Origin of the sequence: Paenibacillus sp. CF384 (assembly GCF_900106745.1) — a bacterium.
In the GTDB taxonomy this organism is placed as follows: Bacteria; Bacillota; Bacilli; order Paenibacillales; family Paenibacillaceae; genus Paenibacillus_Z.
In genome coordinates, this window is record NZ_FNNV01000017.1 from 24920 (window position 1) to 37429 (window position 12510).

14 protein-coding genes are annotated in these 12510 nt (G+C 51.0%); 2 read left to right on the forward strand and 12 right to left on the reverse strand.

Annotated features, from left to right (window positions below):
* Positions 1-86: 86 nt before the first annotated feature.
* The 3 genes from BLW29_RS23660 to BLW29_RS23670 form a co-directional block, all read right to left on the reverse strand.
* Positions 87-359: a DUF6171 family protein gene (locus tag BLW29_RS23660; RefSeq protein WP_090984250.1), complete on the reverse strand. Its 273-nt coding sequence runs from the start codon at positions 357-359 to the stop codon at positions 87-89.
* 5 nt (positions 360-364) lie between these two features.
* Entirely contained in the window at positions 365-1861 is a 1497-nt protein-coding gene (locus BLW29_RS23665) for an alpha-N-arabinofuranosidase (protein ID WP_090984252.1), read from the reverse strand.
* 144 nt (positions 1862-2005) lie between these two features.
* A complete protein-coding gene (locus BLW29_RS23670) occupies positions 2006-2920 on the reverse strand; it encodes an apurinic/apyrimidinic endonuclease family protein (protein ID WP_090984254.1) in 915 nt (304 codons plus the stop codon).
* Positions 2921-3019: 99 nt separating this feature from the next.
* Between BLW29_RS23670 and BLW29_RS23675 the strand changes: the two genes are divergently transcribed.
* Together BLW29_RS23675 and BLW29_RS23680 are read left to right on the forward strand one after the other, a co-directional pair.
* A complete protein-coding gene (locus tag BLW29_RS23675) occupies positions 3020-3346 on the forward strand; it encodes a hypothetical protein (RefSeq protein ID WP_090984256.1) in 327 nt (108 codons plus the stop codon).
* Between the two features lie 154 nt (positions 3347-3500).
* Complete coding sequence (locus BLW29_RS23680; RefSeq protein ID WP_090984258.1) at positions 3501-4235, forward strand: MOSC domain-containing protein; 735 nt, start codon at positions 3501-3503, stop codon at positions 4233-4235.
* 148 nt (positions 4236-4383) lie between these two features.
* Here the strand turns inward: BLW29_RS23680 and BLW29_RS23685 are convergent, their stop codons facing one another.
* The 9 genes from BLW29_RS23685 to BLW29_RS23725 all read right to left on the reverse strand — a co-directional run bounded on the left by BLW29_RS23685 (position 4384) and on the right by BLW29_RS23725 (position 12401).
* Positions 4384-5166 carry an ABC transporter permease gene (locus tag BLW29_RS23685; RefSeq protein ID WP_090984260.1) on the reverse strand — a complete coding sequence of 261 codons (783 nt, stop codon included), beginning with the start codon at positions 5164-5166 and terminating at the stop codon, positions 4384-4386.
* A gap of 9 nt (positions 5167-5175) precedes the next feature.
* Positions 5176-5985, reverse strand: a complete 810-nt coding sequence (locus BLW29_RS23690; protein ID WP_371264782.1) for an ABC transporter permease — start codon at positions 5983-5985, stop codon at positions 5176-5178.
* A complete protein-coding gene (locus BLW29_RS23695; RefSeq protein WP_256208845.1) occupies positions 5982-6959 on the reverse strand; it encodes an ABC transporter ATP-binding protein in 978 nt (325 codons plus the stop codon). The genes BLW29_RS23690 and BLW29_RS23695 overlap by 4 nt, the downstream gene beginning before the upstream one ends.
* Before the next feature lie 133 nt (positions 6960-7092).
* Positions 7093-7635: a GNAT family N-acetyltransferase gene (locus tag BLW29_RS23700; RefSeq protein WP_090984264.1), complete on the reverse strand. Its 543-nt coding sequence runs from the start codon at positions 7633-7635 to the stop codon at positions 7093-7095.
* A 65-nt stretch (positions 7636-7700) separates the two neighbouring features.
* Complete coding sequence (locus BLW29_RS23705) at positions 7701-8183, reverse strand: hypothetical protein (RefSeq protein ID WP_143044454.1); 483 nt, start codon at positions 8181-8183, stop codon at positions 7701-7703.
* Between the two features lie 372 nt (positions 8184-8555).
* Complete coding sequence (locus BLW29_RS23710; protein ID WP_090984268.1) at positions 8556-9629, reverse strand: ABC transporter substrate-binding protein; 1074 nt, start codon at positions 9627-9629, stop codon at positions 8556-8558.
* Positions 9626-10450, reverse strand: a complete 825-nt coding sequence (locus BLW29_RS23715; RefSeq protein ID WP_090984270.1) for an ABC transporter permease — start codon at positions 10448-10450, stop codon at positions 9626-9628. Before BLW29_RS23715 ends, BLW29_RS23710 begins: the two co-directional genes overlap by 4 nt.
* A gap of 8 nt (positions 10451-10458) precedes the next feature.
* Complete coding sequence (locus tag BLW29_RS23720) at positions 10459-11304, reverse strand: ABC transporter permease (protein ID WP_177186797.1); 846 nt, start codon at positions 11302-11304, stop codon at positions 10459-10461.
* A complete protein-coding gene (locus tag BLW29_RS23725; protein ID WP_090984272.1) occupies positions 11301-12401 on the reverse strand; it encodes an ABC transporter ATP-binding protein in 1101 nt (366 codons plus the stop codon). The genes BLW29_RS23720 and BLW29_RS23725 overlap by 4 nt, the downstream gene beginning before the upstream one ends.
* Between the last annotated feature and the right edge of the window lie 109 nt (positions 12402-12510).

Sequence of the window (12510 nt, forward strand, 5' to 3'; positions counted from 1 at the left end):
GGCAATCCGAAATCACCCCAGGACTAGGGGAAAGAAAAAGACCCAAACCGGCTCTGCTCGAGCCGACTCGGGTCTTCTTCGTTTTCTTACCATCTTGAACCGCTTGGATGCGGACAACCTTTGACCGCAAGCTTCGCGCGAACCTTCACGAAGCAGCCGCAATGTGCGCAGGTCGTGCCATATTGAAGCGAAGAACACCCTTCGCAATGGGAGAGTCTGTCCTCGTACTGCGTATCCGAGACACAGTCGCCGGGATGCAGCGCCAGCTTGCTCAGAATCCGCTGCAGCTGCGCTTCCTCCACATGTACGGACGCACTGCAACCTTTGCAGCCTTCTTGTCTCTGCGATTCAGTTGCCATACGCATTAGCCTGCACGAAGCACCGCTACCGATGCAGGAGGCAAGGTTACGCGAATCGTGCCGTCCTCATGCTGCTCGATAGACGTCAGCTCCGTAGGCGTTACCGCACCCGGCTGCTCCACTGTGTTATGTGCGTTTAGCGCGCTGCCCTGCAGCACGGTTCCGCTGAGCGACAGCGTGCCGATCGCTTGCTCAGTCAGACCTCTCAGCTCTAATGTGATTTCCGCCGGCTCATCATGGCTCAGATTACATAGGCTGACGTGGATAATGCCTTCCTTGCTGCGCGAAGCCGATAGACTCGTCTGCGGAATCGAAGCACCGTTATAGGTGTATGAAGCAGCTTCATGATGAATATCGAGTGCTTCCGCATCATGGTGGACTTGAAACATGTCGAAGACATGGTAAGTCGGCGTAACGGTCATTTGTGCGCCTTCCGTTAGAATGACGGCTTGCAGCACATTGACCGTCTGAGCGATGTTCGCCATCCGCACCCGGTCGCAGTGATTGTGGAAAATATGCAGCGTGGCTGCTGCCACTAGCGCGTCGCGCATCGTATTCTGCTGGTAGAGGAAGCCCGGGTTCGTGCCCGGCTCCACATCGTACCAAGTGCCCCACTCATCCACGATGAGACTGATCCGTTTCTGCGGATCGTATTTATCCATAATCGTGCTGTGTTTCTGCACGATCTCGTCCATGACTAGCGCTTTGCGCAGCGTCTCGAACCATTCCGAGGTTTCGAAATCGGTAGCCGATCCCTTCTGCTGCCAGTTGAACGGAATCGTATAGTAATGAAGTGTCAACCCATCCATGAAACGAGCCGCATCCCGCATCAACACTTCCGTCCAATTGTAATCGAAATCGCTGGCGCCGCACGCGATGCGGAAGATTTTGTTATCGCCATAGTTACGCACATAGGTCTGATAACGTCTGTAGAGATCCGCATAATATTCCGGCCGCATGTTGCCGCCGCAGCCCCAGTTCTCATTACCGACGCCAAAATAACTGACCTTCCAAGGCTCCTCGCGCCCGTTAGACTGCCGCTCATTTGCCATTGGCGACTCTCCATCGAACGTCATATATTCGACCCATTCCTGCATCTCTTGGACCGTTCCGCTGCCTACATTGCCATTGATATATGGCTCGCAGCCAAGCAGCTCGCAGAGGAGCAGAAACTCATGCGTGCCAAAATGATTGTTCTCAACAACACCGCCCCAATGCGTGTTGATCATCCGTTTACGCGTCTCCCGCGGCCCGATTCCGTCTCTCCAGTGGTATTCATCGGCAAAACAACCGCCCGGCCAGCGCAGCACAGGCAGGTTTAATTTGCGAAGCGCTTCCAATACATCATTGCGAATCCCCTGCGTATTTGGAATTTCCGAATCTTCGCCTACCCAAATCCCTTCATAAATACAGCGGCCCAAATGCTCGGAGAAATGGCCATAAATATTGCGGTTTATGCTGCCCTTGCTGCGGTCTGTGTTGATGACAGTGCGATTCGTCATGCGGATAGACATCTCCTTGATATGGATTTGGATTGTGGTCGCATTTGTGATTAATAAAATTATTAATCAAGTAATAAAATAACAATTCACTCATTTCCATTAAACAATAAGACGCTCCGCATTTCAATCTATTTTTATATTCGATTAGGTCACGGTGGCTCGCAGCAGCTCCTCTACCCAGCCGTAACAAGCCGACAGTTCCTCATCGCTCACCTGCTCCGATCGATGCTCGAACATGATTTTCACATTCGGATTGTGCCTGCCGATGATTCGCATATAGTCCTCAATCGGTGCCCAGTCCTCGCTTGGATCCAGATCAGGCAAGACCGGGTAGCGTGTTTGCTTGCGCTCACCGCTCTCCGTTATTCGCAATGTGGACAAATGGATGATCTCCGCATAGCGGGCATAACGCTCAATTACTGCTTTGGCATCGAAGAACGGATCCATTCTCTCCTGTATGTACAGCCTTGCCGTATCTAGACAAAGCTTGATGGTGTCGTACTTCGTAAGCAGCCGTTCCAACGTTCCTGTCTCCGTCACATACCTGTTCAATGCATCAAGCTCCAAGACCGGAACGAAATCGTACTCCTGCCCTTTGCGAGCCAGCCACTCGAATAGAGCCTCGCTTCTCTCTTGAAATAGCTCGAACGGGTACTCGGATTCGAAAACATATTCACTGCGGTCCTCAAAATGCCAACGCCCCCAGTCCACCCGATCATCCAGGAGAACGGGCTTGGGATAATGGAATAACACATAGCTCGGCTGAATCGTGGTTGCCAGATAATCGAGCTCTTGTTGAACCCGCGCGAAGGCTTGCCGGCTCGCGGCTTCGTCCTTGGCAAGGAACAGTGCATCCCGTGTGCGTGAGCTGCTTGCTCGCAGCGGGAAATGTACACCGATTCGAAAATGGTCTTGTTTCGACTGTTGGTGGAGTCTCTCGATATCGGATTCATTTTGAAATAAGCATGCCTCGATTCCGTAGAATCCTTCTCTGAAATCTCTCCGATATTTTGCTTCGTTAAAGCCTCCATATTGCCCGATGATGAAATTGTGCCGCATCTTCTTCCCCTCTCCCGCCTATCATTCGAACCCTTGTCCGAACTTTCCGCAGTCTACGCTCATATACTATTCTATTAAACAAGTAAGTAGGTGATGAACATGGCTATCATTCCGTTTATTGTTGAAAATCCAGACAGGCTCTTTCAAACCTTTGACGTACGTGTCTTCAACTATGGCACGGATCCTGTTATTTTGCAGCTTGAGGTATCGTACGCGCTGAATTCGGCAGATGGTCCTTCCGCGCTTGTCGTTTATGTGCTTCGCACAGTTGAGCTCAATGCCGGTCAGCTGTTTACCTTTGCTAATATATTCGCAGACTTTGACGTCATGACCGGGACGCTGACAACGCTCGGTTTAGAGGAAGAGTATAACGTTACGTTTAACGTTACTCCTGATTTCCCTGTCTTCCCTCCTCCATTCGGGTAACTGGCTGAATTCCAGTAGATGCGGAACACAAACGCCGGCTTTCAAGCCGGTGTTTGTTGTTTTGTGACAGATTGATCGTCCCCGTCTATAATGAAGACAATTGGGAATACATATGGCATACCTAACTATCGCTTGATGAAAAGAGGCTCCTTCTGTGACGCAAACTCGTATTGGAACCATTACCGCAATCAATCGCTTTCCCGTTAAATCCTTAGGAGGAGAAGCACTCCAAAGCAGCCGCATTGAGAACTACGGCTTGTACGGGGATCGTTCGCATGCCTTCATCGATGAGACGAAGGAAGGCTGGGATCGATATTTCACGGCCCGAACCGCACCTGACATGCTGCACTATAAGGCGACGTTGGAGGTCGGTGCGGAAGCAGCGGATCATTTTGCCGGCTTGCGCATTACGGCACCGGATGGCCGTTCCCTGCAATGGGACGATGCCCTGCTGCAGGAGATTCAACCGTATTCAAAGCGGAAACTGACCCTGCTCGCCCATACGCCGCAGTCGCCGGAACTGCTTGCCGTGGATGCAGCCAGCATCCTCATCATTACGAACTCCTCGCTTCGCAAGCTCGAAGCGATGTGGGGGAAACCACTTGACCCGCACCGCTTCCGTGCGAATCTGCTCGTAACCTTGGATGACGATGCGCCGGATGAATACGAATGGCTGACTAAGCAGCTGTCGGTCGGAAGCGCGCAGCTGCAGGTGGATGTATTCTGCGATCGCTGCTCGTTGATTACGATCGACCCCGAAACGCTCGAACGTGATGCCTCGCTGCTGCGAACCGTGAATGAGCAATTAAAGCTCAATTTCGGCGTCTATGCTTCGGTGAAGCAAACCGGGCAGGTCCAGGTTGGGGATGCGGTATATTTGGAAGGGTAACTAGTACCTCTCTTGCACCAACTTTCACCAACTCGTTTTAAAATAAGCCCATGAGCGGTAACAGTAGCAGTTACCCGTTCATGAGCTTATTTCGCATTTAATCCGAATTATGTGTGCGATATCTTTTACCTTGTACCCGCTCTCTCACCTACGACCCCGTCGACCGGTAATGCCTTACGCCAATTCGCCATACGAGCAGGCAAGGTACGAGGAAGAGGAACCCCGCCAACGGTACCATCGCGTAGAACGGGTGATCCCCGCCTTCCCTGCCTAGAATGTAAAGCAGCGGCAGGTAGTTCACGCAGCCGAACGGGATGACGAAGGTGAACAGCCGCTTCACCCACTTGTGATAGATGTTCAGCGGGTACTGCGTCATTTCGCGTCCGCCGTCTGTGAAGATATTGGCGATCTCCAGTCCCTGCACCGTCCAGAAGCTAACGGAAGCCGCGAGGATGAAGATGCCCGTGAAGATCACGATTCCGCTTATCACCATCAACACTAGCGTAGTCACCTTTAGCGCAGTCCAGTCAACGTCAAGATTCCCTGCGGACCAAACTAATATGGCAGTGCTCAGCAGCAGTCGACCGATTCGGGCGAATTCGAATTTGGAGCCGAATACCTGAATGACCGTGCCCCGAGGACGAACAAGCAATCGATCAAAGTCCCCGCTCACAACCAGGCTGGAGAATACATCGAACCCTCGGCCGAAACATTCTGTAAACGAGAAGGCCATCTGCGTCACGGCAAAACAAAGCACGACCTCGTAGAAGCTCCACCCTTTGAGCTGGCCGAACTGTTCGAACATAAAGTACACCCCGGCAAACGTTGTAAACGGGGTTAGACATTGCCCCAGCGTCAGCAGCAGGAAGGATACCCGGTACTGCATCTCCGATTTAAGAATGATTTTCATATATTTCAAATATAAGCTCATGACGCTTCCTCACCCTCCCTGCACAACGACGCGCCGAAGCGAGCGGTTCATGGTGAATTTGCCGAAGGCGACTAACGCGATCAGCCAAGCCGTTTGCGCCGCGAGCCCCTGCAAAGCATCTAACTTCGCAATATCACCCGTAAATACGCGGAACGGAAAATCTACCGTATAGTGGAACGGCAGCAAATAGATGATCTCTTGCATCCAACCCGGCATAAGCGGTACAGGTACAAGCATCCCAGCCAGAAAATCCCCAAACACGCTAAAGATCAACAGAGAACCGCCCGGTGACATCGTGACGAACACCGATATGTAAATGAGCATCGAAATGGCCACGACCATCAGCATGCTGACTACCAAAACTGCAAGGAAGATAAGAAAGGTAAGCCAATCAGGAGGAAGCTCAAGCCGGTAAGGCCTAGGCAGGAAAACCGTGACTAACAGGATAGGAGAACATCTTAACAGCGCACTCGACAGTCGTTGTGCAAGCAGCTTCGCATACCAGAAGTTGTAGATACTAGTAGGCCTGCACATTTCATAAGCAATGTTGCCGCTCTTGATGAGCGAGAACAGCTCGTTGTCTCGCAGCCATAACATCACCAGAGCGAGAAAGGCTTGCCTCAGCCAGGTGTAGGTGATCACTTGGGACAGTGTCATAGGAGGTTCTTGCCCAGTGGAATGCGCGTAGAACGCTTCAAAAATCATAATGAACATAAAGCCGAAGAAAAATTGCGTGCCGATGCCGGCCAGCGCTGCCGCGCGATATTGCAGCCCGGTACTGATTCGCAGCTTGAATACGGACATGTACGCCCTCATCATAGCTGGTACTCCTTATACATCTGCACGATGATGTCTTCAATCGGTTGCGTCTCGATCGCCACATCCAGCAGTTCGACCTGTGCGGACAGCTGCGCGATCGCATCCGAGATCATCACCTGCTCCGTATCCACGCTGAGGATGGCTCGTTCCGGTGTCCAAGAGAGGAGCGACACGCCGGGAATCGCAATGGGGCGGCTGTTCTCCTGATAATCGGCCGTTATCGTTCGCTTCGTGCCGAATCGGCTGCGAAGCCCTTGCACGTTACCATCGTAGAGCAGCGTCCCTTTGCCGATCAGCAGGATCCGACTGGCCAGCGCTTCGATATCGTTCATGTCGTGCGTGGTCAAGATGACGGTAACGCCTTTTTCTTTGTTGATCGTCTTAATAAATTGGCGCACCGCGATCTTGGAGACGGCATCGAGCCCGATGGTCGGTTCATCCAAGAACAGGATGCTCGGACTGTGCAGCAGCGAGGCGGCTATTTCGCAGCGCATCCGCTGCCCCAGACTGAGCTGCCGTACCGGCGTATACATAATGCTTCCCAGGTCCAGCGTTTCAGTGAGCAGCGTCAGTGTCTCCCGGTACTGTGCTTGCGGGACGTTGTAGATGTCGCGCAGCAGATCAAACGACTCGATGACCGGGACATCCCACCACAGCTGGGAGCGCTGTCCGAATACGACGCCGATGTTCTTCACATACTTGACCCGATCCTCCCACGGGGTGAAACCCTTAATCACGCAGGAGCCTCGGTCGGGTACGAGAATACCGCTCATGATCTTGATCGTGGTTGATTTGCCGGCACCGTTCGGTCCGATGTAGCCGACGATTTCGCCCGGAGGAATATGGAACGAAATATTTTGCAGCGCTTCAATGGCCGTGTATTCCCGATGAAACAACGACTTGAGCGCATGACCAATGCCTGATTGCCGTTTGGCGACCAGGAATGTCTTACTGATTCCGTCGACGGTTATCACGTACCGATACCTCCATAAATTGAAAATTTTTGAAAAGCGACAGGGAGAAGATAGTATCATTACGTGGATAAATCTGTCAACCTAAACTTTAGAAAAAACCGCCTAGATGAGCATAGGCGGCCAAATCGTCATTCTATTCATTAGCAAAATCTGCATCGATGTGATAGAGTACATGCTTATGTACGGGGCTGCTTGGATCAACTCTCGGGTGATCAAAAGTGCGAATAAACTGCATGCCGATTTTGTCCATGACATGACTCGAAGGGGTATTAATAACGGCTGTAAAGCTGTAAACATCACGGAAGCCCAGTTGGTTAAATCCATATGCCAGGCAGGCTTTCGCCCCTTCGGTCGCATACCCTTTTCCCCAAGCTTCTTTCTTCAGTCGCCATCCAATTTCAATGCACGGTGTGAACTCCGACTCGAACGTCGCATGATGAAAACCAATAAATCCGATAAACTCGTTGTTTTCTTTGACATCCACGGCATATAAGCCAAACCCAAATTCCTTAAATTCAGCTACAATGACGTTATAGAACGCCTCCGTTTCAGCCGCTGACAAGGTTTTCGGAAAATACCTCATCACCTCTTCGTCCGCATTCAGCCCTGCGAAAGTCGCAAGATCCGCCTCTTCCCAGTCTCGTAGTCGCAATCTCGCTGTCTCCAAATAAATCATACTTCATCTCCTCCCAAAAGAAAGCCCGCTCGCAGCAGCTGTGAACGGACCTCTTGAACTATTATTTAAAGCACCGGCCCATACGCAACGCCTGTAAGGGATATCGGCCCGATCACAGACGCGCCGGCTTTCTCAATAGGCTCCAGCTCCGCGGTAAGATTATACACGTTGAACTGGCTGGTCGTGTTGAAATCTGCGATTTGAAGCTCGATCGTATAATAAGCCTCCGCATTGGTTTCAAAGCCGATCCGCGTATCTGCGATTTCCACGCCGATTTCGACGGGATCAAGCGATTTGAACAGCTTCACGATAATCTGGCCGTTAGCGGATGTCCCGATTACGCCAATAACGGCATTCAATACGATTCTATTATTCGGCGGCAGCGGATCTGCGTATATCCCGACATCTGCCTGAAAGAAACCGGGAGCAATATCATACTTATTGTCAGTCGGCATGGTCGAGATCAACCCAACGGGAATCGGCACTCCGGGGCCTTGTCCGAATCTGGGCACACTTACTTTCATGTCAAGCACTTGTACGCTCATCATGAATCCCTCCTTCCTAGCTCGTACACTACAGAATATGTAGACGAGCCGTTAGAAGAAACCGGACGTTTATAACAAGTCATATCACAACATTATTTGAAAATAGCCACTTTTTTGACTATACGATTTGAATAAAAAGTTTAACGGTTGTCAGCGGGGCTATTTCATGAAAAACAGCCTTTTTGAAATTCTAACGGATGTGACAGAGGCTATTTGCAGAATTTCCTCCATTCCAAGTGGAAATACGTCTAAATAAGCTCACTGGCAACCGTTAGAAATTGAAAAAGGCAAATTGATGCCAAATAGCTACTGTCACAACCGTTAAAACTGGAAGTGACATTTTGGTTGCCACTACCCACGTCCCACGCGCCACTGCTATTTCCGGTGCATCTTAAACTCCAGAAACAGCTCGTTGTAATGAGATAGCATCCGCTTGCCCAGATTCTTGTAGACCTCCAGCTTCGCCGTCAGCTCCGGCTTCGGATAGAACCGTTCATCCGAGGAGATCTCCTCGGGCAGGAACTCCATCGCTTTCTCGTTTGGCGTCGAATAGCCGACATACTCCGCATTCTGCGCGGCATGCTCGGGGTCCAGCATGAAGTTAATGAATTGATGGGCACCTTCGATATTCCTCGCCGTCTTTGGAATGACCATGTTGTCGAACCAAAGATTAGAGCCTTCCTCTGGCACGACATAAGTCAGTTTCTCGTTCTCACCGATAATTTCCGAAGCATCACCCGACCACACGACGCCAACCGCCGCTTCTTCATTGGCAAGCAGCAGCTTGATTTCGTCACCTACGATGGCCTTCACGTTCGGCGTCAGTTCCTCGAGCTTCGCTTTCGCTTCCTGCAGATGATCCTCATTCGTATCGTTAAGCGAATAGTGCAGACTGTTCAGCCCGAAGCCAATGACTTCACGCGCCCCATCCACCAGCAGAATTTGATTGCGCAAGCTTGGGTCCCACAGGTCATCCCAGCTCTTGAATTCGAGCCCCTTCATCAGTTCCGTGTTATACACGATCCCAACCGTTCCCCAGAAATACGGAATCGAATAGGCGTTGTCCGGATCAAACGAGAGATTCATGAACCGCGGGTTAATGTATTTGAGATTCGGCAGCTTCGACTTGTCGATGGGCAGCAGCAGGTCTTCCTCTTTCATTTTGCTGATGGCATATTCGGAGGGAACGCTGATATCGAAGGTCGTACCGCCTTGTTCAATCTTCGTCATCATCGCCTCGTTGGAATCGAAGGTTTGGTAGATGACTTTAATGCCGCTCTCCTCTTCAAAAGCAGCCACCAGATCCGGGTCGATATAATCGCCCCAATTGTAGATCGTAAGCGTATTGTCGCCGGAGTAGCCCTGCGACGAATTGAGTGCCGAAGCGCCATACATTAAGGCAAAAGCAAGCACAAGCACGACGAGCATCATCCGAACGAGCGATTTCATTGGTTAGGACGCCCCCAATCCGTGCGGCGGTCGCCGCGCCCCGAAACTTGTCCGCGGCGGTTGATGAAGTAGTAGCCGACGACAAGCAGCATCGTGAAGACAAAGATGAGTGTCGACAGCGCATTAATAGACAGTGAGACACCTTGTCGTGCTCTTGAGTAGATCTCAACCGAAAGTGTCGTAAATCCATTGCCGGTGACGAAGAACGTAACGGCGAAATCGTCGAGCGAGTACGTTAAGGCCATGAAGAATCCTGCGAATATACCGGACTTGATGAACGGCAGTACAACCTTGGACAACACATCCCATTCCGTTGCGCCAAGATCCCGAGCGGCGTCGAGCAGCGAAGAGCTCATTTCCTCCAGCTTCGGCAGCACCATGATGACGACGATCGGTACGCTAAACGCGATATGGGAAATCAGCACAGAGGCAAATCCAAGCTTAATGCCGAGTATCGTAAACAGGATCAAAAAGGATGCCCCGATAATAACGTCAGGACTGACGATGAGCACATTGTTGAGCGACAGCAGCGCATTCTGATTTTTCCGCTTACGCAGCCGGTGTATGGCAATGGCGCCAATTACACCAAGAATCGTTGAAATAACGGCGCTTAGCAGTGCAATGACCAGCGTATTGAGCAATATGATCAGCAAACGTGTATCGGCAAACACTTCCTTATACCAATCCAGCGTAAAGCCATCAAATCCATGCATCGTCCCCCCGCTGTTAAACGAGTAATAGGACAAGTACACGATCGGTGCATACAAGATGATGAAGATGAGCCAGAGATAGACATTCGACAGCTTCAGTTTACGGTTCATCGTTTGCCCTACCTCCTACTTCTGTTGCGATTGCCGGTTAAGATCATAATGATCACCATCGCAATGATGAGAAATACAGCTATCGTGGCACCCATGCCCCAATCCTGCGTCACGAGAAAATGCTGTTCAATGGCCGTTCCGAGCGTGATGACCCGGTTGCCTGCGATAAGCCGCGTAATCATGAAGAGCGACAGTGCAGGAATAAACACAGCCTGACAGCCGGATTTCACGCCGCTTAATGTAAGCGGGAAGATGACCCGGCGGAAGGTTGTCCACGTCGATGCGCCAAGATCGCGAGAGGCATCCACGAGCGAGGGGTTCAGCTCCTCAAGCGCATTAAATACAGGCAGAATCATGAACGGAATGAAGATATAGACCGAAACGAATATAAAGCTGAAATCCGTAAACAAAATTTGCTGATTTCCGATGCCGATCAGCTCGAGGATCGCGTTGACGGCTCCATAGGTTCCGAACAAGCCGATAAACGCATAGGTTTTGAGCAGCAAGTTAATCCAGCTTGGAAGAATGATCAGCAGCAGCCACAGCTGTTTATGTTTGGTCCGGGTAAGCAGATATGCAGCCGGATAGCCAATCAGCAAAGAGAAGAACGTAATTAAGAAGGCGTACCAGAACGAGCTGAATGTCATCTTCATATAGACTGGCGTGAAGAAATGCGCATAGTTACTGAAGGTGAAATTGCCTTCAACATCGAAGAGCGAGTCGTAGACGATGAGCACGATCGGCGCAACAACGAACAGCAGCATCCACAGCATGTAAGGTACCAGATACAAATTACGAGAGCGTGACTGCGTTTGGATAGGCGCGTTTAATTGGGCTTGCGCTTCGTTCCTCATGAGTAGGCTTCCAGCCTTCTATCGAACTCTTCCTCGGTCTCATTGAAGCGCATGACATGAATGGCCTCCGGGTCGAAGGTCAATCCGATGGCCTCGCCAACCTGTGCTTTGCGCGTGGAGTGAACAAGCCACTTATTGCCGGCAGCATCGATGCACTGAATTTCAAAATGAACGCCGCGGAACAGCTGCGCCTCTACTTTAACCTGCAGCTTACCGTCCTCCGGACGTGTAATCTCTAAGTCCTCCGGTCGGATGACAATGTCTACCGGTTCATTCGGCTGCAGCCCCTGATCGACGCATTCGAAGGATTTTCCCGCAAACTCGACTTGAAAATCCTGCTTCATCCTCCCTGCCACAATGTTCGATTCCCCGATAAAATCAGCCACGAAGCGGTTGATCGGCTCATCGTAGATGTCCATCGGCGTACCGCTTTGCTGGATGACGCCCTCGCTAAGCACGAAGATTTCATCCGACATCGCGAGCGCTTCCTCTTGGTCATGGGTCACGAATATGAACGTAATGCCAAGGCGCCGCTGCAGCTCGCGCAGCTCCACCTGCATCTCGGTGCGAAGCTTAAGGTCAAGCGCAGAGAGCGGCTCGTCCAACAAGATGATTTCAGGCCGATTTACGATAGCCCGTGCGATGGCTACCCGCTGCCGCTGACCGCCCGACATCTCCGTAATTTCACGGTTCTCATAGCCGACAAGATTGACGAAACGGAGTGCTTCAAGCACTTTCTCTTTGATTTCGGACGGTTTTATTTTCTTAATACGCAGGCCAAATGCAATGTTCTCGAACACATTCAGATGCGGAAACAGCGCATAATCCTGGAATACAGTGTTCACTTGGCGTTTGTTCGCAGGGATATGATTAATGACGTTCCCGTTAAAATAAATCTTGCCTTTCGTAGGCTCCGTGAATCCGGCGATCAATCGCAGAATCGTCGTTTTGCCGCAGCCCGAGGGACCGAGCAGCGTGTAGAACTTGCCGCGCTCGATCTCGAAGCTGACATCCTTCAGTACGGCGGGATCGCCCTCGTACTGTTTGGTTACGCCTTGGAATGAAATGATGGCTTCGCTGGCAGGTTGTACATTCATCGTGGCGCTGCCTCCTTATGTAAATAAATAGATATAGCGGACTAACCTCTATTGGATAGTATAACCAATTGCAGCCATCACATGAAGCACAAAAATGACCGTTCAGGAC